The sequence below is a fragment of the Neobacillus niacini genome (genome assembly GCF_000759675.1).
In the GTDB taxonomy this organism is placed as follows: Bacteria; Bacillota; Bacilli; order Bacillales; family Cytobacillaceae; genus Neobacillus; species Neobacillus niacini_A.
The window spans coordinates 46,748-73,119 of record NZ_BAWM01000083.1; the positions used below are offsets into that span (position 1 = coordinate 46,748).

Consider the following 26,372-nt stretch of genomic DNA (forward strand, 5'->3'; position numbering starts at 1 on the left):
GCTAATGACAGTGTTGTGTTGCGAACCGAGAAGGTTAGCCTTTAACCAAAAAGAGGTACTGAATGCATTGGATTCCCCAAAAGGGAGTCCTTTTATTTCAGCTTTTTTAGGTGAATTTCCAGTAAGATTTTGAATCAATTCACTTAAAGTACCGTGGTGCAAGAGTTAAATAGCACAGCTGTCATTGAGGCGGCTTTTTTTAGTGTTCTAACGGCTCAGGTTAGTTCAAAAAAGTTAAGGATTTAACCTTTTTGGAAAAAAGGGGAGACCAATCTGATTGGAATTAAATTTGCTTTACAGAATACATAGAATTGAATGAATTGAATTAGTTGGAACGCCGTATGCGGTGAAAGTCGCACGTACGATGTGAACAGGGGGAAAAGGAAGCGATAACTTCAAACCCTTACCTACCTGTATGATGATAGGGCTAAATAAAAACATATGATAATATTGAAGAAGGTTGATTCATTGATAAGAAGTTCATACTTACTTAATAATACACCTAATAGGAGAGTAAAATGGCTAATATAAAGGATATTGCCAAATTAGCTGGGGTATCTGTTTCAACAGTTTCAAGAGTTTTGAATAACCATCCATATGTGAGTGAAGAAAAACGGAAAAAGGTAGAAAAAGTTATAGAAGAATTAAATTTTCAACAGAATCTTAATGCGATACATCTAGTTAAAGGGAAAACATATACGGTTGGTGCCATTATTCCTTATATCGATCATCCTTACTTCCAAGCGATGGTAGGTGGAATTATGGAAAACGCTTTTAAACATAATTTTTCGGTACTTTGCTGTGCTACAAATTATGATCAGGATGAAGAATTAAAATACCTCCATATGTTAAAAAGAAAACAGTTAGACGGTCTACATCTGTTCTCATTCGAATAACTGGGAAACAATCATTCCTTATACCAAGTATGGTCCTATTATAGCTTGTGAACGTTTTGAACCTTTACCATGTGTACATACGGACTATTATGAATCGTTTTTGGCAGGTTTAAATTATCTTATAAAAAAAGGACATAGAAATATTGGTTATTGTACTGGGAGAGAACATAGCTTCAGTAGTGAAATGCGTTTTGCTGCGTTTAATGCAGCCCTCACCAAAGTCAAAGAACCAATAAAAGAGTCCTGGATATTCACCGACTGCTACACTATGAATGATGGGAAAAGAATTATTAAAGATTTACAAAATTTAAAGGATATTCCTACTGCTATTTTAGCAAATGGGGATGAAGTAGCTGCGGGGATGATTACACAGGCAAAAATGATGGGGATTAAAGTACCTGCTGAGTTATCCATTATGGGGGTTGATAACCAACCTATATCAGAAGCCTTAGACCTGACCACATTGGACTTAAATATAAAAGAAATTGGCGAGCAAGCATTTATGCAGTTCTATAACGGTACAAATAAGACAATTAAAGTTCCATTCACTTTAGTTGAACGCAATACCGTTTCCACTTTGGTTTAAAAAAATCCTTGACCTGAGAATGTTTTCATAAATTAAAACTTTGTTTGAAGAGTTTTAAAATACATTTCGGTCAAGGAGTGGGCTGTATGGATTACTTTATCAATTCATTACTATCGTCTGATGAACAAAAATATTCGAGTATTACTGCAACGTTTGAATTCCAAGAACTTACAGGTATTAACAATAAATTTGGTACGCTAATTGCAACAGACAAACGGCTAATTCAGTATACAAAACATCCATTGGGGTTTAAGGAGACAAATATATATAAATACCGAGACATTATTAGTGTAGATGTAACGCAGTCTTTATTTACGTTTAACAACGAAGTTTCAATAAAAGTGAAATTAATTAACCAAGGAAATATGAAGCATTTTTTAGAAACAATCAAATATTTCTCGGCGTACACTCCAGGAATCAGGAACTATTGTAAAATTAATTTTGAAAATTAGCAGTTTGTTCATATTATATTTTTCTTATTCAACTAACACGGGGGGCTTTACTTCAAATGAGGTAAAGCCTTTTTTATTCAAGTAACGGGGAAGGTGGCAGGAAAACATGGTATGGAATATTTGTTTATTTTATCGTTTTTAAATTCTTCTATCCTTTGTATGTAAAGTTACTTTCAAGAAAACTAGTCAACATTTAGCATAATAACAACTGGATCGCCGCCGGAATCCCTTAACTCTGCACTTTTACACTATAGTTGAAAATTCGTATAAAAAACGACAATAAAATAGCTAACATTAACGAGGGAGGTTAGTGGAACAAGAAAGATGAAAACCCATCACTCATTTATGGTGCATTAGATCGAAATTAAACACAAAAGAGACATGGATTTTCCATGCCTATTGTTGTAGTTGTTTATCCTTTAGCCCTAATTTTGCCGATACTGAGGAACGTATGGATTGTTTGGGTATTGTTGAATATATTGTGGCGGTTGATACTGTTGATTTACATTTTGATGAGGTGTATTATTCTTTACTCTGTGACAGTCCTTGTATGGACCTATATATGTTGAGGGTTTCACAGGTGCAATTGCTTGTTTCCATTGACTTTCGTTAAGACAATAGGTATGAGACATGATATTTGCAGGAGTAAATTTTAAGATGTCAGAACCTAAAATTACTTCTGGAGTGGGTGCATTAAAAATAGCCAATAGATGAGTATTATCAACTACAGCGATTTCATAATGCCACCAACCTTGTGGAACATTTGCCACTTGTCCAGGTGTGATTGTGTAATTAAGTATTTGTTTTGTAAAAGGGTTCAGCATCGATACAATAGCAGAACCAGAAATACAATAAACTAGCTCTGCTGCATTTTGATGATAGTGCGGTTCTACGACATTATTAGTACTTAGGAAGATGTCTAGTAGTGACACATTTTCCAGTGTATTCAACTGTTTTATTCCTAATACGTTAATATAGTTTTGGTTATCTTTTACGAACAACGGACTTTTATTTACGTCAAAGGTGTAATTAGTTGTCGGAGATGTATAATCCATATATAAAACCATAAATTTTATTCACCTCATTTATTAGGCATTAAAATAAACCTATTGGCATGCTATGCACTTACTTTTAGTTCGGTGTGAATAATTTAAAAAATAAATATGTACGCATTTGGGAAGAACTTATGCTACAGAAGAAAAGATACTTGTTCAACTAAAGGGTGCTTATCTTGAATAAGGTTAAAGCAATGATCTTCCACAACCGGGTGCTTTACTTCAATAAGGAGTAAAGCTTTTCTTTTTCAACTAAAGGAGCATTAATGTGTAATATGCTATGTATTAGGAGCACATAGTGCCGAATATATTTATTAATCTACTAGGTGAGAGGTGTTTTTTTTGGAGTGGAAACCGGATAGGCTATTACATTTAATTCTTATATATGTGATGCTTGGTGGGTTCACATTCTGGTTGCCAGTATCAAGAGGCTTAATCGATGGACATACTTATTCGTGGTCAGGATGGATGGAGATAGGCGGAACAGAAGTTGGCGGACAGTCGAGGGGATGAACCGGGGCATCTGCTTACTTTATGGTAAGGTCTAGCTATTTTTTTTGAACTCTTCCTAATTTAATTATAGCAGTTAAAAAATGGTTAATATAGACTTTTTATTCTCATTTATTACTGCTAAAATCAATAGAACTTTAATGGTTAGGAGAGATGTAGTATGAATTCTTTGGTTCTCGGTTTTCAGGAGATAGAAAAAACACAGCTTTTACTCGTTGGCGGAAAAGGGTTAAATATAGGGGAATTATCAAAAATTCAAGGAATACAAGTACCAGAAGGATATTGTGTTACAACAGTGGGATATCAAAAAGCCATCGAACAAAACGAAACGTATCATGCTTTGTTGGATCGACTAAAAATGCTAAAAGTAGAAGATCGAGATCAAATTGGTGAAATCAGCAGGAAGATTCGACAAATCATTATGGAAGTAGAAATTCCTTCCGATGTTGTGAAAGCAGTTACTCACTATCTCTCCCATTTTGGCGAGGAACATGCTTATGCAGTGCGTTCTAGTGCGACTGCTGAAGATTTACCACATGCCTCTTTTGCTGGTCAACAAGACACCTATTTAAATATCATCGGCAAAGAAGCAATCTTGCAGCATATCAGCAAATGTTGGGCTTCCCTATTTACGGATCGCGCGGTAATCTACCGTATGCAAAATGGATTTGACCACAGTCAAGTTTATTTATCCGTTATCGTTCAAAGGATGGTTTTCCCACAGGCTTCAGGGATTTTATTTACCGCTGATCCGATTACTTCTAACCGAAAGCTTCTATCCATCGATGCCAGTTTTGGACTTGGAGAAGCAGTGGTCTCTGGCTTGGTCTCTCCCGATTGTTATAAAGTACAGGAAGATAAAATCGTCGATAAGATGATAGCAACCAAAAAATTGGCTATCTATGGATTAAAAGAGGGCGGAACAAAGACACAGCAGATTGCTCCTGATCAGCAAAAGACTCAAACACTTAACAATCAACAAATTTTACAACTAGCACGCATCGGAAGACAGATCGAAGCTTATTTTGGTTGCCCACAAGATATCGAATGGTGTTTAGTTGATAATACATTTTATATCGTCCAGAGTCGTCCAATCACGACTTTATACCCCATCCCTGAAGCGAATGATCAAGAAAATCACGTCTATGTATCTGTTGGTCATCAACAAATGATGACAGACCCCTTGAAACCATTGGGAATGTCTTTATTCCAGTTAACATCTTTTGGACCCAGGTTTAAAGCTGGTGGAAGGTTGTTTGTTGATGTCACAAATAGGCTGGCTTCACCTGACAGCAGAAAAATGTTATTAGATGCCATGGGACAACACGATCCACTCATGAAAGACGCACTCATTACCATAATAGAGCGAGGAGATTTCATAAAATCTTTATCAAATAATAAGCAAGAACAGAGTTCCGATAAAAGCAATAAAAGTGTGTCGTCTGCGGATTCTCAAGCACAAATCGAAAACGACCCGACAATCGTTTCTGATTTGATTAAGAGTAGTCAAACATCGATAGAAGAGTTAAAACAAAACATCCAAACGAAATCAGGATCAGATTTATTTGATTTTATTCTAGAAGATATCCAGCAGTTAAAGAAGATTTTATTTGACCCACAAAGTTCATCTGTATTTATGGCTGCTATAAATGCTTCATCATGGATCAATGAAAAAATGAACGAGTGGTTAGGTGAAAAGAACGTAGCAGACACACTTTCTCAATCTGTACCAAACAATATTACTTCGGAAATGGGTCTGGCGCTATTGGATGTCGCAGATGTGATTCGTCCTTATCCAGAAGTAATTGATTATTTACAACACTTAAAAGATGATACCTTTTTGGATGAACTGATTAAGTTTGATGGTGGACAGGAAACCCATGACGCTATCTATGCTTATCTTAACAAATACGGAATGAGATGTGTCGGAGAAATCGATATTACTAAAACTCGTTGGAGCGAAAAACCAACTACACTTATCCCCATGATTCTGGGTAATATCAAAAACTTCGAGCCTAATGCTGGCAATCGGAAGTTTGAGCAAGGGCGACAGGAAGCTTTGAAAAAAGAACAAGAGTTAGTAGATCGATTGAAGCAATTACCGGATGGTGAACAAAAAGCCATAGAGACAAAACGAATGATCAGCCTAATCCGGAATTTCATCGGTTATCGTGAATATCCAAAATACGGTATGATTAATCGCTACTTCGTTTATAAGCACGCTTTACTGAAAGAAGCCGAACAACTCGTACAAGCTAGCGTTATTTATGAAAAAGAAGATATATACTATCTCACTTTTGAAGAACTTCACGAAGTCGTACGCACAAATAAACTGGATTACCCGGGTTGCTTGGTCGAGCAGCAAGCGGAGCTTGCGACCAGACAGATCATCAGCAAACGAAAAGATGAGTACAAATTATATGAAAAACTAACTCCCCCACGTGTTATCACGTCTGATGGTGAAATCATTGCAGGTAAGTACAAACGAGAAAATCTCCCAGATGAAGCTATTGTAGGTCTACCTGTTTCTTCCGGAGTTATCGAGGGACGGGCACGTGTCATCTTAAACATGGAAGATGCTGATCTAGAAGATGGAGATATATTAGTCACCTCCTTTACTGACCCTAGTTGGACACCATTGTTTGTCTCCATAAAAGGCCTAGTCACCGAAGTTGGTGGACTGATGACCCATGGAGCAGTTATCGCACGTGAATATGGCTTACCAGCAGTTGTCGGAGTGGAAAATGCCACCAATCTGATAAAAGACGGGCAGCGAATTCGCGTGCATGGAACAGAAGGGTATATCGAAATATTGTAATTGCTGAAAACTTCTAGAATTAATCATTAGCACCGCTCCAGTGGTTACCAGAGCGGTGTCTTACAAACTTTCCATTGGGACAAAAAGTTGAAGCCAACTTTATCGGTGGTGCACCGTGGTCGAAGGAGTCAGACTATAGGTTGGGCTCTAACGCACCATAGTTCATCGACCTTCCTCCCCCAGCCGTAGAATCAGAATTGACGGTTAAAGAAGATAATTTCCATCGTTTGTGGTGCAGAGCTGAATTTTGCGCTGCATTGGCGGCTATAGGGTGCAAGAGTTAAGACCGGAATCAGAGCTGTCTTTATGGAAGCTTTTTTGTTGAACTAAAGATCAGGTTACATTAACAAGATGAACTTATTCTAACATTATTCTCCTAATCGACCTGTGTTGGTCTACATCGAACCTCTTTGTAAATATATTTCTTCTCCTTGGACAAACTTATTTTGTCGGATTTAAATCAAGGAGGAATCAAATATGGCAAACGATGTTAAACAGGAAATGAAACGCATTTGGGTCGAAACGTGTGGTTTATGGGAAAATTGTAATGAGGAAAATATTCAGTCTTTCTTATCACAATGCCGAGAAAAGAGTATAGATCCACAATATTGTATGAGTTGGGTAGAGAAACATAGCAACCAAATCCCTAATTGGTCAGCCGTTTCTAAGGTATCTCTTGAATGGGTAAATGAACATACTTCAACCGGTTCGCCCATTAACATACATGAAACTCAGTAACAAGGAGAGGAACGCTCTCCTCTTTTTTTACTCTTAGAGAGTGTGGGGTAGTTGTATGAGAGTCGTAAAGTCAAAGTATTTAAAATAGCTGAAAATGAAGATATTGATGGTACTCTTATGTACAAGATGGTTTAATCTGTATAATTGAGTACCTGCTCATGTTATAATGAGGAACTTTGGATAATTACGACTTTTACGTATAATTGAACGGACGCCAAGAAAAGCCTCCGCGTAGAGATAAAATATGGAGGTGTAAGAGAATGAATAAACGATGGACAATTGGTAAAATTAAAGAATTTGTTGAGAACAATTCGGAAAGTAAGTTGCTAACAACGGAATATCACGGTTTTTCTCAAAAGTTACTACTTAAATGTGCATGTGGTAGCAACTTTGAAAAACATTTACGAAATTTAAAAATAATAACCAACGTAAATGTGACGTATGCCAACCGCCACAAGCGACACGATAACGTATAGCGAATAAACGAAGTGCCGATTTCTATTAAAGAGAAGTTGGCACTTCGTTTATTTAGATTGGCAGCATGAATGTTATTGGATCAATCCCCATTTAGAATTTCAAAAAAAACGAATTTTGATGAATGGACAGTTCCGATTTTTCCAAATGGCGATTATTATTTCTTTTTTCAAAAGAATCTTGAATGGGGTTATTTGGGTCACCCTTGGGAAAGAACCATAACTGTTTTTGGAAAAGAAATGATAAAGGGTTTTGAAAAACATCAACCAGGGATTTTTCAAAAAATATTACGTCAGGGTTAATTAACCTTGTTCCATTACGGTGGCAAGAATTAAGGCTGGAGATCGCTGCGTATTTTTCTTGCTTGTTGGACAAATGGGTCAGTTTGGTTGAATAAGCACATAAATAATAAAGGGAGACTATCTGTTTTTCTAAGGTAGTTTCCCTTTTTCCTCGAATGAATTACTTTTTCAATCCAGCTGCAAAGAAGGGTCCATTAACTGTTATGGTTGTTATGATTTGAGCCATTTCTTGAGGAGATTCGTTACTGCCACTATTCAACCATTGTTGAATTACTCCTATATGTGCAGACGCAACGTAAGAAGCTAAATATTGTCCTGGAACAAGTAAATTTTCTTCCTTAATAAGTGCGTTTGGATCATTTCCAAACAGTGTTTTCCACATAAAATCTTTCATTCTTGTTTGAAATGATAAATCTCCTTTTGGACCTAACACAGCTCTCATAAAATCACTATTTTCAGTTAGATATTCAAAAATTGAAACTGAAACGGCTAAAGGTGTTTCAGTCGGTGAGTTAGTTTCAAGTGCGGCAATAACAGCTGGGAAGTTCTGTTTTGCAATTCTGGACATTTCAAGCATAATCTCTTCTTCGCATTTGGTCATTAAATCAAATTTGTCTTGATAGTGTGCATAAAATGTACCCCTATTAATTTTCGCTCTAGTTGTTATGTCTTTTACCGTAATTGCTTCAAAACCTTTTTCATCGATTAATTCTACTAGTGCATCTCGGATTGATTCTTTTGTCCGAATGATCCGCAAATCCGTATTACTATCTCGCAAGCTACTTCCTCCTTAATTTTATCCAACACATTTATAAAAGGTGTTCTGTAAACAACACATCTGCCATTTTTGATTATTGAACATAATGGGATACAATTATAAAATTTGAAATGTAATAAACAACGGGTTGTTCATTATTATAACAAAAAATCAGGGAGGATAAAAATTGTTCAAAAATAAACTGTTATTAGTTTCACCCATTATCGCATTGGCAGTTATTTTTATTTTTTCACTAACATTATTTCCATCGGTTCAAGCTCAACCAAAAAATTTGCCCATTGCAATTGTAAATGAGGATTTAGGGGTGGATATTCCTAATCAACCAAAGATGAATATGGGTCAGACAATCGTTGAGATGATACAAAAAAATTCAAAAACAACAACAGATAAAGATCCTGCTGTGAAATGGATTGAAGTAAAAACCGCAGATAAGGTTCAAAAAGGGATGGATAATCAAGAATATTACGCAGCATTGGTGATTCCAAAAGATTTTAGTGCGAAGCAAGCATCATTACGGACACCAACCCCTTCTTCACCAGAAATACAAATCTATATCAATCAGGGAATGAATTCAGCGGCATCAGCCATGGCAGGACAAATGCTAAATGGAATCGTTGATAACATGAACACGAACGTTCGCACACAACTACTTGATGGTCTTGAAAAGCAAGGAGCAGCATTAACACCAAAGCAAGCTGCAAGTCTAGCAACTCCAATTGCAAAAAAAGTGACAAATGTGAATGAGATTGGTACGAATAGTGCAAACGGAAATGCTCCTGTTTCTTTATTCCAGCCACTATGGATGGCAAGCTTAGCGAGTGCAGCTATTATCTTCTTCGCTGTTAGCAAAGTATCAATTACTAATCAAAAAGAGAAATTTTCCGCAAAATTGGTACAAATATTTATGGGGGCTATTGTCGCTCTTGTCGTTGGATTCGGGTTGACTTGGCTGGCAGATGGGATGGTAGGACTTCATATTCCGCATTTTACAGATACAGCAATATTTTTATCAATTACTTCCTTTAGCTTTTTCCTAATGATATTAGCTGTACTTTCATTATTAGGACTTAAAGGTATGCCTATTTTTGTCTTAATGCTTTTCTTTGGTGCACCATTGCTTGCAATGGCTCCAGAAATGATGTCTTCATTTTATCACGATTGGGTTTATTCTTGGTTGCCAATGCGGTTTATGGTACAAGGTCTACGAGAGTTGTTCTTCTTCGGTAAAGGATTAACCTGGAACACTCCTGTTTCTGTACTTGTTTGGATTGGAGCGGTAAGCATGGTGATCATACTGGCTTCTGTATTAAAACAGAATTCAATAAAAGAGAAAACACGAACCGAAAAAGTAGAGGCATAACAATAAACAAGCCGTTTCCTTTTGGGAAAACGGCTTGTTTTAGTACAAGTTTGTGAATAAACGTACTTAAATTAAAGGGAGCAATAGTTGAAGAATCAGGGATTGCTGCGGTGATCCTTTTTGTTATTGAAATAACGGGAGTTTAATTGAAGAAGGATTTTTGCAAATGCAAAGTGAAATATTAGAAAAGAAGTGCAAGTTTTAGGGGGAGCAATAAAATGAAAAATCTTATAGATTCATTTTTAGAAGATGAGATTTCTGACCAAGAATACTATGATGGGATTTATGAATTTATCGTTTCTTTTAACATTAGATGCGGCGAATACGAAGGCAACCGCTTTATTATTAAGGCTCTTTTCGCATAGATTGTTGTTTTTAGGATATAAAGTTTGTACGTTGATTTCCGCTCCAGGCACTTGCTTCAGCGGGGAGGGATGAAGCTCCTCGGCGTTACCGCCTGTGGGGTCTCCAACTTCCGTTTTTTTCCTGCAGGAGTCAAGTGCCCTCCGCTACAATCAACCTTTACTATCCTAAAGATTTTCTAGACAATTATTTTTATATGAATTAAATTTAAGAAAATAATTCGTTTGCTCCCGAAAATGAACGAGGAAAGTGTCACGATTCGGGGATTTATGTCTCTTCGTTTACTTAATTGGATAGTAATTTTGCTCTTAATCTTGACATTTCCTTATCCATTAAGGAAGAAGCTTTAGCAAGCTCTATGAGCTGCTTTTTAGCATCCTCAGGTATAGTCTCACCTTGATATTTATAGTTTAGTTTATGTTCCGTGGATGCCCAAAAATCCATAGCGGATGTACGAACTTGTATTTCTGCAGGAACCCATAATATTTCGTTGGACAGGATGACTTGAGTTTCTACAATCAGGTGCAGACTTTTATATCCACTCATTTTTGAGTCCTGAATATAATCCTTAACGCGTATCATTCGAATGTCTTCACGTTGCTCAATATGCTCCTTCAGCATATACACATCTTCAATAAAACTTGTAACAATTCTAACACCCGCAATATCTCTTATTTCATTCCTTACCGCTTCTTGTGTTAGTTGAATTTCTTTTTTTTGAATTTTCTCCACCAAAGATTTTATTGTTTTCATACGTGTTTTCATATGTTCAATAAGGGAATAGCCATGTTGTGTTTTCCACTCTAAGTCAATAATCTTGAAATCACTTTCTAATTCGTGTAATGCCATTTGGTAGAGCAGAAAGAATCCCCTCCAATTGTCTATTACTTTTTGAATAACCTCGATCTTAATCTTTTCTTTCAGCATGTCCACAACCCTCCAGTTATTATTCTGTTATCATAACACAGTTGATTCGAAGTAAAAAAATATGTTCTGATAGGAAATTTTTTATTTTCTCTTGTTATTTAGATCCTACGTCTGATAATGAGTATGCCAAAAAACAGGGCTTTAAATTAAGGGATTCTTTCCAACTCATTCTTAAGAGGCTACGGAGTAGTAGTTGCAAATGCCTGGGCAGTGAAGGTACAGAAACAAGGACGAATTGCTCTCTATTGCACTTCGTGGGATAATTTCGCATCTCAATCAGTGGCAAGGAAGTTACAATTAGTTCATTATGTAACAGACGTTCATATGAGTTAAATTAACAATGGACTCTTACCTCAACTGACAAGGGCGTTGATCCAAGAAGGATTAACGCTTATTTTTGTTGAAGTTATTTACTAACGAAGCAGGGAGATTATTTTATTTGAAAATTGGTTTTTCAGAAGATAATAAACTGACATTTGATGAACCTACTTTTTCCATATTCATATAGCAAACCCTTGTAGCAAACATTTACTTTTTTATTGAACAAACTAGGCAGTTTAGTTTAAGAAGGAATTATATACTAAATATAGAAATAAATTAAAGATAAATGAAATTATTTACCAACTTATAAATGGATGATCGGATGTGAAAAAGTATGCAAAAAAGTATTCTCCTTGTTGAAGATGACATGGAAATTAGTCAATTAATTATGAATTCGCTCGTACAAGAGAATTTTAAAGTATTTCCTGTATTTGATGGAGAAGAGGCATTGGCTCTTTTTGATGAAACAAACCCTGATTTACTTTTATTGGATTTAATGCTACCCAAAATGAGTGGCATGGAAGTATTAAAGCGAATAAGAGAAAAAAGCATGCTTCCTGTTTTAATTATTTCAGCAAAAGGAAGTGACCTAGAAAAAGCGTTGGGTCTCGGTTTTGGTGCTGATGATTATATAAGTAAGCCATTTTCCATGATTGAACTAACAGCCAGAGTCCATGCTGCTATTCGTAGGGCTACACAATACCTTCCTATCGAAAAAACATCTAATCCTAATTTTCTTTATTATAAAGACTTCACCCTTGACTTACATTCATTTACTGCACAGGTTAGAGGCAAGACTGTACAGCTTACATCTAAGGAATTTTATATTTTAAAATTGTTTATGACTAATCAAAGCAGAGTGTTCACAAAGGAACAAATCTATCATTTCATTTGGGAAGATGATTATTATGGAAATGAAAATGTAATAAACGTGCATATAAGAAGACTTCGTGAAAAAATTGAAGAGAATCCTTCCAATCCACAGTATATTAGAACCATTTGGGGGATTGGATATAAATTAGGTGAGTGAAACATGTTACTCCTACTATATGTATTGATTTTCATTTTAACTATTTTAAATGTATTACAATATCGATCACGAAAGAAGATCAAGCAAACTTTACATGAGATGAGTGAAAAATTAGCTGATATTATGAAAAATGAGACATCTGAAAAAGTGTTAATTCAAACAAATCAACATGCCATCCAGCTTTTACTCATTCAGATTAATCGTTTATTGGATTATAACCAAAAGGTCATTGCGGATTATGCTAGAACAAAAGATAGTTTAAGGAAAATGATATCAAATATGTCTCATGATTTGAAAACACCACTGACTGTTATTTTAGGGTATGTGGAAAAATTGAAAATGGATGAACAGATAACCGAAGAAGAAAAAGGAATTGTTAGATTACGCCTGCATGAAAAAGTATTAAACCTTATCACCCTACTTAACCAGTTTTTTGACCTAGTAAAAATCGAATCAGAAGATTATTTGATCCCATTAAGTAAAATATGTCTCAATGAAATATGTAGGAAAAATGTGTTGGAATTTTATGATTTGCTGCATGCAAAAGGTCTCCAAGTAGAGATTAATATTCCAGATCAGCATTTATACATTTTGGGGAATGAGGATGCGTTAAATCGGATATTTGACAATCTCATCTCGAATTCCATCCGTTATGGCAGTGATGGAGGAGTTTTTGGTCTAACACTTAGAGAAGGTGAAGGAACGATAACTGTAGAGATTTGGGATAAGGGAAAGGGGATTGCGGAGATCCATCAAGATCGAGTGTTTGAACGATTATATACATTAGATGATGCTAGAAACCCACAATTTCAAGGAAGTGGTCTAGGTCTTAGTATTTCTAAACGCTTAATAGAATCCATGAAAGGATCCATTCATTTAAATAGTAAACCCTTTGAAAAAACAAGCTTTACTTGTATTTTTAAACAGATTACATATTAAAAACTCTTGAAAGAGGTGTTCTTGTTGTATGGGACAGCTCTTTTTTAAAACTTAAGAATCTTGTAAGGATTGAGAAAGAAAAAAGATATGATCTCTGCTTATGATAGGAGTATAAGAAATAAGGGGGCAGATTGATGGAATATATTGTTCGTACAAATGGATTAACAAAAAAAGTAAAAAGTAAAGTGCTCGTATCTAATGTAAATCTTCAAATAAAAAAGGGTGAAATTTATGGTTTCCTTGGCCAAAATGGAGCAGGAAAAACAACAATTATGAAGATGCTCACAGGATTAATTAGTCCTACTACAGGAGAAATTACTTTATTTAATCAGAAGCTGACAGAAATTTCAAAATCTAGTCTAAAACGTGTCGGAAGTATTATTGAATATCCAATCTTCTTCGAGCATTTAACCGCTATGGAGAATCTTCAGATACACTGTGAATATTTGGGGTATTATGATCAAAAGGCCATAATACAAGCTTTGGATATGGTTCATTTAACAGGGATTGAAGATAAGATTGTAAAGGACTTTTCGCTTGGCATGAAGCAACGACTTGGGATAGTGCGTGCAATCATAACAAAGCCTGAACTGATTATTTTAGATGAACCTACAAATGGCCTTGATCCAATTGGTATAAAAGATATGAGAGACTTAATTCGGATGTTAAATAGGGAATATGGGATTACTTTTCTTCTATCCAGTCATATCTTAGGGGAAATCGAACAGGTAGCCGACCGAATTGGTGTTATAAAGGATGGGAAACTTGTGAATGAAGTGACGTTAGCCGATATTAGTAAACAACGAACGGAGTATATTGAAATTGTCACAAAAGATGTTCAAAAATCAGTATATTTACTCGATTCTGAACTTAAAATCCCTAATGTAAAAATTATCCAAGATAATCGGATTCGGATATATGATCTTACTTTGCCACAAAGTGAAATATCAAAAACATTGATTCTACATGATATTGAGATTGAGGAAATTCAAAAACATATTAGTACTTTAGAAGACTATTTTTATCAACAAATTCATGGAGGTGACAAAGTTGGGTAAATTAATGATGCTGGAATGGAGAAAATTAAAACAAAAAATGATTATGGGCGAACTGATTATTTATTGGGGGATTCTAATGTTTTTGCCAATATTTTTTATTAAAATGGTCAGTACAGATTTTGGTGAAAGCTATTCCACGATCATCCAACTTATGATATCTATTCAGATGGGATTCGTTCTTTTTGGTGCCTCACTTATTAATCAGGTTGTAATAGATGAATATAAAAATAAAACGATCTCTCTTGCATTCGGATATCCAATAAGCCGAAAAAAATTAGTAACGGCAAAAGTTCTTTTTATATCACTTTTTGTTTTCTGTTGTACGATAGTATCCTTTTTACTTGCCGGAATAACAACCTATTTACTAGATCATTTCTTTCAAATTATTGATGGGCAGCCAACTATTGCGGATCTAACAACGTATTTTAGTAAGATGATTGGTCATTCTTTCATGATTACACTGATTAGTTTAATCCCACTTTACTTCTTTGGTGTATGGAAAAGAGCAACGTTCCCGACAGTCCTTTGTGCACTATTTCTAATGCAATTTCAAAATTTCTCCTACCTTCTGAATATAGATATTAATCCTGATATGGTGAATGTAGGGCTTTGTCTCCTTGGAGCAGCAAGCGTCTATCTTTCAATTAAAATGGTTGATAAAGTGGGGGATTTATAAGGAGGGATAGCTGGTAATGTTTGATAGAATTCTAATTACATTGTGAGAAGTTTGTGAACAAATGTACTTGAACCATAGGGTGCTTTCCTAAAAGAGATGGCTGCTAAAGACGGCCTTATCTTATAGAACTAAAGGGAGTTCAATAAGAAGCAAAAAAGGATCTTCATTCGAAGAACCTTTTTTTATTGCCGTAACGGGGCTTGTATCTTGTAGCAATTACTAAAGATGAGTGTCATTGAGTTTTGAAATTTTTTTACCATCGCTATAGTCAAGGCAAGAAACTTCAATTAATAAACCATTAAATGCTGTGAAATAAAAACCATAACTATTACCCCTCATTGTATAAGGTTCCTTGTCTATTTGAATACCCCCAGCTACTAAACGATCATATGCTTGATCAACCTCACTTGAGGTTTCCACCAAAAAACCAATATGAAAAGCTTCAGGATATCTAATCTCCTTTTTCCCCTTAAATGCTTTTGGATCACTTAACACGAGAATAAATCCATTCTCATCACTCATCACTACAAGGGCTTTTCCTTTTTGTTCCAAAAAATGAAAATCAAAAAATGTTTCAAAGAAATGTCTAGCTTCTGATAAATCATCAACACATAGATTTAAATGATTCAACCTCATTCACTCATCTCCTTTTTAACAATGATTAATCAGAAATAATCGTATTGACCTATATCGGTAACACTTGTGTGTTTTTCTTTTAATGTGCAAATATTACTGATATGGGTTTCTTGTTCTTTATAGGTAGGTCAACCAAATTATATATATGCCACTTAACATCACAATTATTCTTTTCTTACCTTTTGATATTTAGGTTCAAAGGTTGTAGAAGAGTTTTTAAAACTGTACCAGCAAGTCAATTAGCTGTAAGTGTTCGGAATCCAGAAAAAGCAGAAGGATTACGAGCTCGCGGACTAGAAGTTCGACACGGAGATTTTGATCAACCAGAAACATTAGATTCTGCTTTTTCAGGAATTAATCGACTTTTAATTATATCCACGGTTGGGGAACCGAATATCAGACACTAAGAAATTAGTTTTGATATTCGATTTTTGATTCAAGAGAATTTAAGACCACAGGTATCATTTTAAAAAAGCTAGTTTATATAAAAAACGATAAAACACTCTCGAACGTTGTTAAGTCAACGCTTGCGAGTGTTTTTTGTTTTGTGGGAAAGAGGTCTATTATTTACCACGAACAAAACGAATCATTATTTTATATTTACACTAGATAAATCATGAAGTAATATTATGCTATACGATATATCGTGATACATAATATCACATAACATAATATCTCGATGAACGAAAGAAGGGATGTAAGTAATGGCATATAATGGGGGACCGATGACCGAAGCAATGTATTATGTACTACTAGCATTAATGCATCCTAACCATGGGTATCAGCTTATGCATGCAATTACAGAAGTTTCGCATGGCAGATTAATAATGGGACCGGGGACACTTTACGGAGTCCTCTCACGGATGCAAAAAGACGGACTTATTTCATTAGCAGAAGATGATGGCAGAAGGAAGACTTACCAAATTACCCCAGAAGGAGAACAAGCTCTACGTATTGAGTATGGTCGATTAAAAGCCATGATACAAGACGGCAACATTTTAGAGGGAGGTAATGAGAATGAATAAAACAGTCTACAAACTTCGTCCCAGTGATTATTGGCGAATCGGTGAGCATGAAAGCTGGTTTGCAGACATGGCGGCTAATGGAATCCATCTAAAAAAGATGGGGTTACAATTTGTCCAGTTTGTTAAAGGCGAACCGAAAAAAATGAGGTACAGAATAGATGTATCAATAAATAAGAAGATTACACCAGAACAAATACAGATGTATGCGGAAAGTGGATGGGATTATGTGACCAGCTATAATTTTTTTCATGTATTTTCATCACCCGTTGAGCTTAATGCACCAGAGCTTCATACAGACCCAGCCGAGCAGTCTTATACATTAAAGGAACTGGACAAGAAACTAGCTATGAATGCTGGTATAGTTGCTGTCGCAATGATCTTAATGATCGTAATGTTGTATGCTATTTGGTTTCTTGATGAAACACCTACCTTAGTTTTGGTTGAAGGGATAGCTATTCAACAAACTATTTTAACCATCTTCATCGGATTTTCGGCCTATACTTCGTTACAGGCCGCCATATCCATTCGTGCTTTACGAAAAGATCTTATTGGAGGAAAACCGATTGATCATCATGCTCCTTGGAGGATGCACCACCGATTAAATTCTATAATAGCTTTACTGTTTACAGCAGTGGTGGGAGTGGGTTCTATAATTCCATTCGTGCAGCTTGCAAAAGGTGATACGAAAACATTACCAGAAGCAAGCCTTGACTTACCGTTTGTCAGATTAGCAGATGTAGAGCAGAATCCAGCTTTGGTTCGAGGGGAATCTACCTATATGAGTGACAATGTTGATTGGGGCAACCGGTATACATATGAATGGAGTCCGTTGGCACCAGTGCAATATGAAACAGATGAAAACGGGGTGGTACCAGGAAGAATGTGGAAGGACGGGAGCGGTGAATATTCACCAAGTATGCATACAAGAGTTTATCAGCTTAGTATACCAAGTATAGCCGATAATCTAATTTCTGATTTAATAAAAAGATATAATTATGATGATAGTGGCGAAGATTTTGTTAAAACAAAGCATCCAACTTTTGATCATTTGATTGTTCATGAGGATGAGGCGATGAAAGAAGTATTTGCTTCTAAAGGCAAAGCCTTCATACATGTTCGTTATTATGGCTATGCAGATATCAATTCAATAATAGAAAATATAGAAGAGAAGATTGAGATAATTTTAGAATAAATTTCGTAGATAGGTAGTGAACCATATCCATTTATGGTTAGGTGAGGAAAACGAAAAAAGTATCCTTATGTATATGGTTGGAGAAGGAGAAATTTACATTACATCTTCTAAAACTACAAATCAAATAATGAAATTAATACTATCTGATCAAGAAGATAAAGTGCAGCTTTTTTTATTTAAGTTAATGGCAGGATAGTCCAATGTGGAATGTTAGAACCCACAAGACATTAATCATGACACAAACTCGCCGAAAATGATAAAGTAATATGAAAAATAGACAATTGGGTGGTGGAATCATCATGAAGCATCTTCTTCCTAGCATAGAAGACCTGTTGCAAACGAATTTTTCTTTGCTTTCCGATATGGGTGACAAAAATGAAGCAGCATATATATTTAAACAGCATCAAAGTGAAGTCTGGATGTTAACGATAAATGAGTATCTTCATTATAAAAACGAGAATATCAAAGATCTTTATTGGAAAAAAGCTGGCGTTTCCAATGAAAAAGCTGTTATTCAAGACGTGATTCAAGAAGTGCAAACATCAGATGTTGTGGTCATCACGGATGGAGAAGGAAAAATCAAGGGCTACATCGCTTCCGCTGCTTTACTTTCTAAAGTGTTTGAATCTTATCAATATTTAGAGGCCTATTTTCAAACGATGATTGATACAATGGATGGTTCGGTCTCGATTGTGGATGAAGCTGGAAAAACGGTTGTTTGGACTCCTGGTGCTGAGAGGATTTTTTCAATTCCTAAAGAAGAAATTATCGGAAATGAAATGGAGCAGTTTTTTCCAAAAGAAATGTTATTAAATAAAGTTACGATGGAAACAGGTCAATCATTTCGTCATAAACAGCATAAACCTCGTGAGGATCTTTTTGTCATGATTAATAGCAGTCCGATTGTCATCAAGGATCGGATCGTAGGTGCGGTTGCTGCAGAAACAGACATTACCAGTCAAGTGTTAATGAATCAAGAACTTATGAATGCTTCCTCCAAAATTCTTCAACTTCAGAAGGAGGTTTCAAGGCTGCAGTTGTCACATGATTCCTTTCAACAAATTAAAGGTTCAAGTCAATTGATGAAAGAAACAGTTTCATTATCAAGGAAAATGTCTGAAACGAGTGCAAACATTTTATTACTTGGTGAAACTGGGGTTGGAAAAGAAGTCTTCGCAAAAGCTATTCATTATTATCGTGGATCAGACTCTCCATTTATTGCTGTAAACTGTGGTGCGATTACACCATCATTGTTTGAGAGTGAATTTTTCGGCTATGAAAAAGGAGCATTTTCTGGTGCAGATGCAAAAGGTAAAAAAGGAAAACTGGAGTTGGCGCATGGAGGAACACTTTTTCTTGATGAAATTGGTGACCTACCGTTGGATATGCAAGTGAAGTTACTCCGAGTATTGCAAGATAAAACGTATTATCGGGTTGGTGGCACAAAGCAACTTAAAGCCCAATGCCGAATCATTGCTGCTACAAATAAGGATTTAGAGGCAATGGTTGAAACCAATACCTTTCGAGAAGACCTTTATTATCGGCTTAACATTTTATCTATTACAATTCCCCCTTTGAGAGAACGAAAAGAAGATGTTATGGAGCTCCTTCATCTATTTATTAATGAGTTTTCACTGTTATACCATCGAACGATTAAAATCGTAGATCCTCAGGTCACTTCCGCCCTAATACAATACGATTGGCCAGGAAATGTGAGGGAGATGCGAAATGTTATTGAACGATTAGTGTTATTGTCAGGAGAAGGAACCATCTCTGTCGGAGCATTACCGCCCAAGCTGTTACAATCTACATTGTCATCGACCGGATACCTTGATGACTCCTTGCAAGATGACCTAAATGATTTTGAAAAAAATAAAATCATGGAAGCCATTCAAACGGAAAATGGCAACAAGCAAGCAGCGGCAAAAAAACTAGGAATATCTCGAGCTACTTTATACAATAAAATGAAAAAATTAAAGATTGAACTTTAAAAACTAAAAGCATATGCGCCTAAATTAGTCCAGACGAGCGTAAGAAGCTCCTGGGCTGATTTAGAAGCTGGAAATCAAAGGTAGACGCAAGTATTGCTCAGTTAGTCGCAAGTTATCTTCCATTACCGAAAGTATTGCTCCTCTACCCGTAAGTAAGCTCCCTACCTTTAAATAAACTCCACTTATAGGATGTTCCACTGTTCTATCAAAACTCTAACCGTCTAAATACTTTGACACTAAGCACTACACAGTGTCTAAAAACATTTACACTATTATCTAAACTAGCCCCTAATAAAAGATTATTAAAATGGCACAGAACTTGCATCATTACTTCATGTCTATTTTTATCCATACATTAAAGGGGAATTGATCATGAATAAGCGATTGCAAGAATTGCAAACCTTTTTACAAAAACAAAGTATTCCAGGTGGCTTAGTCACATCGCGCCAAAATATTTTTTATTTATCGAATTTTGATTACAATCCGCACGAACGGTTTGTAGGTATTTTTGTCTTCCCGAATGGCGAACCCATTTTTATTACACCGGCAATGGAAGTTCAAATGATAAAGGAAGCAGGCTGGAACCATCCAATCCTAAGTTACACAGATTCCGATCACCCGTGGGCACTTGTTCGTGACGTGATCGAAAGCAGAAACAAAATGAAGCAATTTGCTGTTGAGAAACATGAAATCTCCTATTTTTACATTGAAAGTCTACAACAGATTTTTGGTGAAGTAGAGTTTGCATCACTAGATCCAATACTGACTGAAATGCGACTAGTAAAAGATGCTGATGAAATTGAAATATTACGTGAAGCCGCCGCTTTTGCTGATTACGGCGTACAAGTGGGTATTGAAGCATTAAAAGAAGGAATCACAGAACTTGAAGTATTAGGGAAAATTGAATTTGAATTAAAGAAAAAAGGGATTAAAGACATGTCATTCCCTCCCATTGTATTGTTTGGCCAAAATGCAAGTAACCCACATGGCGCATCAGGTGACAATAAGTTAAAAAAAGGCGATACTGCCCTATTTGATTTAGGTGTGAAATATAAGGGATATTGCTCTGATATCACAAGAACCGTCATTTATGCTAATACCAATAGCGAACTCGATAAAATCTACAATACGGTTTTACAAGCTAATCTTGCTGGGGTGGATGCTTCTCAACCTGGAACAAGAATTGGTGATGTTGATATCGCTGGAAGACGCGTCATTCAAGCGGCTGGCTACGGTGATTTTTTTCCACATCGAATCGGTCATGGCCTTGGAATTGATATTCATGAGGCACCTTCTATGAACGATGCTAATGAGGGAGTATTGAAATCAGGAATGGTCATCACCATTGAACCTGGCATTTATCTTAATGGCCTTGGTGGTGTTCGCATTGAAGACGATGTTGTCATTACGGATAATGGGTATGAAGTATTAACGAAGTTTCCAAAAAAATTAATGGTTGTAGGAGCTGAACGATAATGAACCGAATCGAAAAAATACAGAAACAGCTTTTAGAAAACAATGTCGATGCAATATTAATTACAAAGAGTGAAAATCGTAGATATACGACAGGTTTTACAGGATCAGCAGGAATGGTGCTAATTTCAAAAAATGCTGCTACCTTTATCACTGACTTCCGCTATGCAGAACAAGCTCAAAATGAAGTGAAAAACGCTAAGATTATCGTCCATGACGGTAATCTTGAAAAAGAAGTTTCCAATGAAATCGAACGTAAAGGTCTTAAAAAGGTCGCTGTTGAGGCAAATGCCATGACATTAAAAACGTTCTCAACGCTACAAGAGTATGGAAATGTACAATGGATCCAATTGGAAAATATCGTTGAAAAGGTTAGAGAAATCAAAGAGCCGTTAGAATTAGAATTAATGAGAACGGCAGCTAAGATCGCAGATAAGGCGTTTGATTATATTTTGAATGTCATTAAACCAGGGGTTACGGAATTAGCAATCCGTGATGAGCTGGAATTCTATATGCGTAAGCAAGGTGCAGCCTCATCATCCTTTAATACCATTATTGCTTCTGGAAAGAGGGCTGCACTACCGCATGGAGTGGCTTCCGAAAAAGTGATCGAGCATGGTGACATGGTAACCCTTGATTTTGGTGCATTGTACAATGGTTATTGCTCTGATATTACGAGAACAATCGCCGTCGGGAGCTGCTCGGATGAGTTCCGCAACATTTATCACATCGTATTAGAAGCTCTAAAACGTGGAACAGAAGGAATTCGATCAGGTGAAAAAGCGAAAACGATCGACGATTTAACGAGAGACTATATTACAGAAAAAGGCTTCGGAAATCGTTTCGGACATTCAACAGGTCATGGGTTAGGTATGGAAGTTCACGAACCAATCCGGCTTTCTGACAAAAGTGTAGAAATTCTTCAAACTGGAATGGTTGTTACCGTCGAGCCAGGAATTTATATCCCAGGATGGGGTGGCTGCCGGATTGAAGATGATATTGTAGTAACAGAGAATGGTTATGAAATCATTACCCATTCTCCTAAGCACTTAATTATCTTATAAAAAATATTGAACAGGTCATCCAAGTAATTTTTATAAAGATGACCTTTCTTTTGAATGAGGTCGTATTCGATATGAATGAAATCATCATATTTATCATGACAGGATTTATGGTTCTAGGAGCAATAGATTATCTGTTGGGTAATCGGTATGGAGTCGGACAAAAATTTAAGGAAGCCTTCCATTCCATGGGAACACTAGCCCTTTCAATGGTTGGAATGATCTCACTTTCGCCTGTATTGGCAAAATGGTTAACACCGATTGTATCCCCTGTCTACCAATTTCTTGGAGCAGATCCATCGATGTTTTCATCCTCGTTTTTGGCTCTTGATATGGGTGGATACTCTTTAGCAAATGAAATGGCTCAATCGAGTGATGCTGCTTTATTTTCTTGGGTATTTTTAGGAACGATGATGGGGCCGACTATTGTTTTTACCATTCCGGTTGCTTTAAGCATCGTTCATAAAAATGATCATCCCTTTTTTGCTAAAGGAATTTTAATTGGGCTCATGACTATTCCATTTGGATGTTTAGCGGGAGGATTCTTAGCAGGATTTGACTTGATATGGATGTTGAAAAATCTGTTTCCTTCTATCCTCATTTCTGTCTTGATCGGCATTGGAATGTTATCCGCTCAATCCGTGATGATCCGTGGTTTTAAATGGTTTGGTAAAGGGATTGAAATAGTTATTATCATTGGTCTTGTTTCGATTATCATTGAAACTTTAACAGGTATTGTTCTTATTCCTGGTATGATGCCGCTTTCAGAAGGCTTTGTAACAGTTGGAAAAGTAACCATCATGCTTGCCGGTGCGTTTCCGTTTGTATTTGTATTAGTAAAAGTATTAAAGAAGCCTTTTGTACTACTCGGAAATAAGCTAGGTATGAATCAACAAGCATTGGGAGGATTCATTGCGTCCTTCGCCCATCACATTCCTATGTTTGCGACACTGCACGAAATGGACGACCGCGGGAAAGTTATAAATACCGCATTTGCCGTAAGCGGCGCATTTGTATTTGGCAGTCACTTAGGGTTTGTGGCGGGTGTGGAGAAGAATTTTGTCATTCCGCTGATTGTCGGTAAACTGACCGCTGGCTTTTTGGCTGCAGCATTGGCTTTGTTAGTGACAAAACGTCGTTAATGAAGGAAAGGTGGAGCCAACAGTCCAATCGACCGTTCAAAGTCACAAGCAGCTGTGAAATTGTGGAATTACCATTTTCCTTCTCTGTGGTGCAGCACTGATTTTGAGTTGCAAGGATGGCTAACCATCAATTTAATTTAACAAGTTATTAATTGAATAGTTGAAAGTTAAAGAGCATTTCTTTGTAATGAGGAATGCTTTTTATCTTTGTCTAAATTTAAAAGGATATTTACATAACGATAAGAGTATATTTGAAAAAGATAATAATTTATTGTAAAACGATAAATATCATGTTAATATCAAATTGAAAATAAATAAGTGAGGTGCTTTATATAAAACAAGGGTCAACATTATTTTTAAGGATGGCTGTTTTTCTTATTGGAACTCCAGTTCTTTCTTTGGGTATATTCGGGTTACCTTGGTTAGCTAATAATCCAGTAAATCCAGATTATGCCCATATACTTTATCCCATCGTAATAGGTCTGTATGTATCAGTGATTCCGTTTTTCGTTGCATTGTATCAGGCTTTTAAACTTTTAAGTTATATTGACAAGAACCAAGCTTTCTCTGAATTGTCTGTTAATGCTCTAAAGAATATCAAATTCTGTGCCATGACAATCAGTGGTTTGTTTGTGGTAATTTTGCCATTTGTTTATCTCGTAGCAGAGCTAGACGATGCACCAGGTCTTATCATCATCGGAATGGTCCCTATCTTTGCTTCAATGGTAATCGCAGTATTCGCTGCTGTTCTTCAAAGACTTTTACAAGAAGCGATTGATATAAAATCTGAAAATGAATTAACGGTCTGAGGTGATAACAATGGCAATTATAATCAATATTGATGTGATGCTGGCTAAAAGGAAAATGAGCGTAACAGAACTTTCGGAGAGGGTTGGAATCACGATGGCTAACCTTTCTATATTGAAAAATGGAAAGGCAAAAGCGATTCGATTATCAACTTTAGAGGCGATTTGTAAAGCTTTAGAATGTCAACCTGGAGATATTTTAGAATACCGAAGTGATGAAGACTAAGCAGGACTTATATATTCAGAATAATCCATTGGAGGCACAAATCATGAGAGCACTAAAACAACTCGTACTTTTTGGTTGGGAGCAGGCCCTATCATGTTTGTTTCCTGTTGCTATTTTTGCCTCTTTGGCTTTAACAAAAATAATACCACTTCCCTTTCTACCACGGTATGACTGGCTGCTCTTCATCTGCCTTCTGATGCAGTGGTGGATGGTCCGTTCTGGGCTTGAAACACGGGATGAACTTAAGGTTATCACAATGTTCCACCTAATTGGACTTGCTCTTGAACTTTTCAAGGTACATATGGGCTCCTGGTCTTATCCAGAGCAAGGATATTTCAAAATTTTTGGAGTTCCTTTGTATAGCGGATTCATGTACGCGAGTGTAGCGAGTTATCTGTGCCAGGCATGGAGGAGGTTAACCGTTGAACTAGTTAAGTGGCCACCGTTTTTGGTAGTGGTACCACTTGCAGCTGCGATTTATTTGAATTTTTTCACCCACCATTATTGGATTGACGTCCGTTGGTGGTTGTCTGGACTTGTCATGATCGTCTTCTGGAAATCATGGGTCACATACGAGGTGGGTGGAACGCGTTACCGTATGCCACTCGCACTTTCTTTTGTGCTCATCGGATTTTTTATTTGGATAGCAGAAAATATCGCAACCTTCTTTGGAGCTTGGGAATATCCAAACCAAACCGATGCATGGAGTCTCGTTCATTTAGGAAAGGTGAGTTCATGGCTCTTATTAGTGATAGTTAGCTTTCTTATCGTAGCGACGTTAAAAAAGGTTAAGGGAAACTCCACTAGGATAGATAACAGTCAATTTTTATAACAATAAAGAACCCTCTATTAAAAAAGTCGGATCCTTAGCATAGTAAGGAATTCGACTTTTTTTAGGTTGAAGTTCTCCTGTCGTACTGTATACTCTATGGTTGTTCGGTTTATATCTTCTTAAAGTAACGAGTGCATGAGTTGTGCAAAACGTTTCTAGTTTAAGTTAAGAGCTTTATAATAGAGTAGAAAAAAGCTTAGAATTATTATGATGAGTAGGTTGTAATTAATTCTGCAAGAAAGAAGGGCTACATTTGCTATTCTATGTAATTGCAATCCTCGTTATTGTGATGGATCAGCTTTCTAAATACCTAATTCGTATCTACATTGACATGAATGAAACATTTACATTGTGGGGAATACAACTCACACATATTGAGAATAGTGGGATGGCAGGAGGTTTATTTCAAGGCTATGCACGACTCTTCGGAGTTGTGGCTGTGTTGTTCGTGATAGGTGTTTTATATTTTCGAAGAACCGGAGAAATGAAGGGTGCGCTCATCGATAGTAGTTTTGGATTCCTAGTCGGAGGAGCAATTGGAAATGGAATTGATAGATTTTTATTTGGGCAGGTGACAGATTTTATCATTCGCTCTGGTGGAATTCTTAACTTAGCCGACCATGCTATTGAGATGGGGATGTTACTGCTTATTATTTATGGAGTCGTTAGCTGGGGGAAAAATAAGCACTAGATTCTCTAGAATTG

The 26,372-nt window shown here is 36.4% G+C and carries 24 protein-coding genes and 4 pseudogenes; 24 read left to right on the forward strand and 4 right to left on the reverse strand.

The annotated features are described in order from the left end of the window. Nucleotides 1-518: 518 nt before the first annotated feature. Both TR08_RS34025 and TR08_RS19865 read left to right on the forward strand, forming a co-directional pair. Nucleotides 519-1,482: pseudogene (locus tag TR08_RS34025) on the forward strand (LacI family DNA-binding transcriptional regulator). A gap of 86 nt (nucleotides 1,483-1,568) precedes the next feature. Further along, a complete protein-coding gene (locus TR08_RS19865; RefSeq protein ID WP_045521228.1) occupies nucleotides 1,569-1,934 on the forward strand; it encodes a PH domain-containing protein in 366 nt (121 codons plus the stop codon). A 425-nt stretch (nucleotides 1,935-2,359) separates the two neighbouring features. Here the strand turns inward: TR08_RS19865 and TR08_RS19870 are convergent, their stop codons facing one another. After that, on the reverse strand, nucleotides 2,360-3,001 hold the full coding sequence (locus TR08_RS19870) for a cupin domain-containing protein (protein ID WP_045521229.1): 642 nt from the start codon (nucleotides 2,999-3,001) through the stop codon (nucleotides 2,360-2,362). A 330-nt stretch (nucleotides 3,002-3,331) separates the two neighbouring features. On the opposite strand from TR08_RS19870, the gene TR08_RS32700 reads away from it, so the two are divergent. The 5 genes and pseudogenes from TR08_RS32700 to TR08_RS19890 form a co-directional block, all read left to right on the forward strand. Beyond that, complete coding sequence (locus TR08_RS32700; RefSeq protein WP_193747804.1) at nucleotides 3,332-3,502, forward strand: hypothetical protein; 171 nt, start codon at nucleotides 3,332-3,334, stop codon at nucleotides 3,500-3,502. Nucleotides 3,503-3,659: 157 nt separating this feature from the next. Next, a complete protein-coding gene (ppsA, locus tag TR08_RS19875) occupies nucleotides 3,660-6,317 on the forward strand; it encodes a phosphoenolpyruvate synthase (RefSeq protein WP_045521230.1) in 2,658 nt (885 codons plus the stop codon). A gap of 477 nt (nucleotides 6,318-6,794) precedes the next feature. After that, nucleotides 6,795-7,055 carry a hypothetical protein gene (locus tag TR08_RS19880; protein WP_045521232.1) on the forward strand — a complete coding sequence of 87 codons (261 nt, stop codon included), beginning with the start codon at nucleotides 6,795-6,797 and terminating at the stop codon, nucleotides 7,053-7,055. 260 nt (nucleotides 7,056-7,315) lie between these two features. Then, nucleotides 7,316-7,524, forward strand: a pseudogene (locus TR08_RS19885) (hypothetical protein). Nucleotides 7,525-7,571: 47 nt separating this feature from the next. Beyond that, a pseudogene (locus tag TR08_RS19890) lies at nucleotides 7,572-7,831 on the forward strand (DUF2716 domain-containing protein); the annotation flags it as partial. A 160-nt stretch (nucleotides 7,832-7,991) separates the two neighbouring features. Here the strand turns inward: TR08_RS19890 and TR08_RS19895 are convergent. Further along, nucleotides 7,992-8,609, reverse strand: a complete 618-nt coding sequence (locus tag TR08_RS19895) for a TetR/AcrR family transcriptional regulator (protein WP_045521234.1) — start codon at nucleotides 8,607-8,609, stop codon at nucleotides 7,992-7,994. Nucleotides 8,610-8,775: 166 nt separating this feature from the next. Here TR08_RS19895 and TR08_RS19900 point away from each other — a divergent pair, with 166 nt between their 5' ends. Next, nucleotides 8,776-9,969, forward strand: a complete 1,194-nt coding sequence (locus tag TR08_RS19900; RefSeq protein WP_045521236.1) for a YhgE/Pip domain-containing protein — start codon at nucleotides 8,776-8,778, stop codon at nucleotides 9,967-9,969. Between the two features lie 218 nt (nucleotides 9,970-10,187). After that, nucleotides 10,188-10,334: a hypothetical protein gene (locus TR08_RS32705; RefSeq protein WP_193747805.1), complete on the forward strand. Its 147-nt coding sequence runs from the start codon at nucleotides 10,188-10,190 to the stop codon at nucleotides 10,332-10,334. A 283-nt stretch (nucleotides 10,335-10,617) separates the two neighbouring features. Here TR08_RS32705 and TR08_RS19905 read toward each other — a convergent pair whose 3' ends face one another. Continuing rightward, nucleotides 10,618-11,259 carry a GTP pyrophosphokinase gene (locus tag TR08_RS19905; RefSeq protein WP_052427540.1) on the reverse strand — a complete coding sequence of 214 codons (642 nt, stop codon included), beginning with the start codon at nucleotides 11,257-11,259 and terminating at the stop codon, nucleotides 10,618-10,620. Nucleotides 11,260-11,914: 655 nt separating this feature from the next. Here TR08_RS19905 and TR08_RS19910 point away from each other — a divergent pair. The 4 genes from TR08_RS19910 (at nucleotide 11,915) to TR08_RS19925 (ending at nucleotide 15,283) form a co-directional block, all read left to right on the forward strand. Then, nucleotides 11,915-12,610, forward strand: coding sequence for a response regulator transcription factor (locus TR08_RS19910; protein ID WP_045521238.1), 696 nt, complete (start codon nucleotides 11,915-11,917; stop codon nucleotides 12,608-12,610). Nucleotides 12,611-12,613: 3 nt separating this feature from the next. After that, nucleotides 12,614-13,549, forward strand: coding sequence for a sensor histidine kinase (locus TR08_RS19915; protein ID WP_045521240.1), 936 nt, complete (start codon nucleotides 12,614-12,616; stop codon nucleotides 13,547-13,549). Between the two features lie 134 nt (nucleotides 13,550-13,683). Continuing rightward, nucleotides 13,684-14,607: an ABC transporter ATP-binding protein gene (locus TR08_RS19920; RefSeq protein WP_045521242.1), complete on the forward strand. Its 924-nt coding sequence runs from the start codon at nucleotides 13,684-13,686 to the stop codon at nucleotides 14,605-14,607. Next, nucleotides 14,591-15,283 (forward strand): ABC transporter permease, encoded by a 693-nt coding sequence (locus tag TR08_RS19925; protein WP_238579201.1) that lies wholly within the window; start codon nucleotides 14,591-14,593, stop codon nucleotides 15,281-15,283. Before TR08_RS19920 ends, TR08_RS19925 begins: the two co-directional genes overlap by 17 nt. 219 nt (nucleotides 15,284-15,502) lie before the next feature. On the opposite strand, the gene TR08_RS19930 is transcribed toward TR08_RS19925, so the two are convergent. Next, the gene (locus TR08_RS19930; RefSeq protein WP_045521245.1) at nucleotides 15,503-15,919 is read right to left on the reverse strand and encodes a VOC family protein; all 417 of its coding nucleotides are present in this window, start codon (nucleotides 15,917-15,919) and stop codon (nucleotides 15,503-15,505) included. A 189-nt stretch (nucleotides 15,920-16,108) separates the two neighbouring features. Here TR08_RS19930 and TR08_RS33335 point away from each other — a divergent pair. From TR08_RS33335 to lspA, 11 genes and pseudogenes are all read left to right on the forward strand, one after another. Beyond that, nucleotides 16,109-16,320, forward strand: a pseudogene (locus tag TR08_RS33335) (NAD(P)H-binding protein); the annotation flags it as partial. Nucleotides 16,321-16,623: 303 nt separating this feature from the next. Then, nucleotides 16,624-16,944: a PadR family transcriptional regulator gene (locus TR08_RS19935; RefSeq protein ID WP_045521247.1), complete on the forward strand. Its 321-nt coding sequence runs from the start codon at nucleotides 16,624-16,626 to the stop codon at nucleotides 16,942-16,944. Then, on the forward strand, nucleotides 16,937-18,136 hold the full coding sequence (locus TR08_RS19940; protein ID WP_045521249.1) for a DUF2812 domain-containing protein: 1,200 nt from the start codon (nucleotides 16,937-16,939) through the stop codon (nucleotides 18,134-18,136). Before TR08_RS19935 ends, TR08_RS19940 begins: the two co-directional genes overlap by 8 nt. 299 nt (nucleotides 18,137-18,435) lie before the next feature. After that, nucleotides 18,436-20,127, forward strand: coding sequence for a sigma-54 interaction domain-containing protein (locus TR08_RS19945; protein WP_045521251.1), 1,692 nt, complete (start codon nucleotides 18,436-18,438; stop codon nucleotides 20,125-20,127). Nucleotides 20,128-20,499: 372 nt separating this feature from the next. Next, nucleotides 20,500-21,603 (forward strand): M24 family metallopeptidase, encoded by a 1,104-nt coding sequence (locus tag TR08_RS19950; RefSeq protein WP_045521253.1) that lies wholly within the window; start codon nucleotides 20,500-20,502, stop codon nucleotides 21,601-21,603. Beyond that, a complete protein-coding gene (locus tag TR08_RS19955) occupies nucleotides 21,600-22,664 on the forward strand; it encodes a M24 family metallopeptidase (RefSeq protein ID WP_274521038.1) in 1,065 nt (354 codons plus the stop codon). The genes TR08_RS19950 and TR08_RS19955 overlap by 4 nt, the downstream gene beginning before the upstream one ends. 71 nt (nucleotides 22,665-22,735) lie before the next feature. Continuing rightward, complete coding sequence (gene eutH / locus TR08_RS19960; RefSeq protein ID WP_045521257.1) at nucleotides 22,736-23,803, forward strand: ethanolamine utilization protein EutH; 1,068 nt, start codon at nucleotides 22,736-22,738, stop codon at nucleotides 23,801-23,803. 332 nt (nucleotides 23,804-24,135) lie between these two features. Continuing rightward, nucleotides 24,136-24,612, forward strand: coding sequence for a DUF2975 domain-containing protein (locus TR08_RS19965; RefSeq protein WP_045521407.1), 477 nt, complete (start codon nucleotides 24,136-24,138; stop codon nucleotides 24,610-24,612). A 10-nt stretch (nucleotides 24,613-24,622) separates the two neighbouring features. Beyond that, on the forward strand, nucleotides 24,623-24,835 hold the full coding sequence (locus TR08_RS19970; protein WP_045521259.1) for a helix-turn-helix domain-containing protein: 213 nt from the start codon (nucleotides 24,623-24,625) through the stop codon (nucleotides 24,833-24,835). A 43-nt stretch (nucleotides 24,836-24,878) separates the two neighbouring features. Further along, nucleotides 24,879-25,667 carry a DUF817 domain-containing protein gene (locus TR08_RS19975; RefSeq protein WP_045521261.1) on the forward strand — a complete coding sequence of 263 codons (789 nt, stop codon included), beginning with the start codon at nucleotides 24,879-24,881 and terminating at the stop codon, nucleotides 25,665-25,667. Nucleotides 25,668-25,920: 253 nt separating this feature from the next. Further along, nucleotides 25,921-26,358 (forward strand): signal peptidase II, encoded by a 438-nt coding sequence (gene lspA / locus TR08_RS19980; RefSeq protein ID WP_045521263.1) that lies wholly within the window; start codon nucleotides 25,921-25,923, stop codon nucleotides 26,356-26,358. The last annotated feature ends 14 nt before the right edge of the window (nucleotides 26,359-26,372 follow it).

Coding starts and splice junctions, on each gene's coding strand:
- TR08_RS19910 (WP_045521238.1), top strand. CDS start 11,915: ATGCAAAAAAGTATTCTCCTTGTTGAAGATGACATGGAAATTAGTCAA.
- eutH (WP_045521257.1), top strand. CDS start 22,736: ATGAATGAAATCATCATATTTATCATGACAGGATTTATGGTTCTAGGA.
- TR08_RS19935 (WP_045521247.1), top strand. CDS start 16,624: ATGGCATATAATGGGGGACCGATGACCGAAGCAATGTATTATGTACTA.
- TR08_RS19940 (WP_045521249.1), top strand. CDS start 16,937: ATGAATAAAACAGTCTACAAACTTCGTCCCAGTGATTATTGGCGAATC.
- TR08_RS19950 (WP_045521253.1), top strand. CDS start 20,500: ATGAATAAGCGATTGCAAGAATTGCAAACCTTTTTACAAAAACAAAGT.
- TR08_RS19930 (WP_045521245.1), bottom strand. CDS start 15,919: ATGAGGTTGAATCATTTAAATCTATGTGTTGATGATTTATCAGAAGCT.
- TR08_RS19920 (WP_045521242.1), top strand. CDS start 13,684: ATGGAATATATTGTTCGTACAAATGGATTAACAAAAAAAGTAAAAAGT.
- TR08_RS19880 (WP_045521232.1), top strand. CDS start 6,795: ATGGCAAACGATGTTAAACAGGAAATGAAACGCATTTGGGTCGAAACG.
- TR08_RS32705 (WP_193747805.1), top strand. CDS start 10,188: ATGAAAAATCTTATAGATTCATTTTTAGAAGATGAGATTTCTGACCAA.
- TR08_RS19915 (WP_045521240.1), top strand. CDS start 12,614: ATGTTACTCCTACTATATGTATTGATTTTCATTTTAACTATTTTAAAT.
- ppsA (WP_045521230.1), top strand. CDS start 3,660: ATGAATTCTTTGGTTCTCGGTTTTCAGGAGATAGAAAAAACACAGCTT.
- TR08_RS19870 (WP_045521229.1), bottom strand. CDS start 3,001: ATGGTTTTATATATGGATTATACATCTCCGACAACTAATTACACCTTT.
- TR08_RS19975 (WP_045521261.1), top strand. CDS start 24,879: ATGAGAGCACTAAAACAACTCGTACTTTTTGGTTGGGAGCAGGCCCTA.
- TR08_RS19970 (WP_045521259.1), top strand. CDS start 24,623: ATGGCAATTATAATCAATATTGATGTGATGCTGGCTAAAAGGAAAATG.
- TR08_RS19865 (WP_045521228.1), top strand. CDS start 1,569: ATGGATTACTTTATCAATTCATTACTATCGTCTGATGAACAAAAATAT.
- TR08_RS19945 (WP_045521251.1), top strand. CDS start 18,436: ATGAAGCATCTTCTTCCTAGCATAGAAGACCTGTTGCAAACGAATTTT.
- TR08_RS19905 (WP_052427540.1), bottom strand. CDS start 11,259: ATGCTGAAAGAAAAGATTAAGATCGAGGTTATTCAAAAAGTAATAGAC.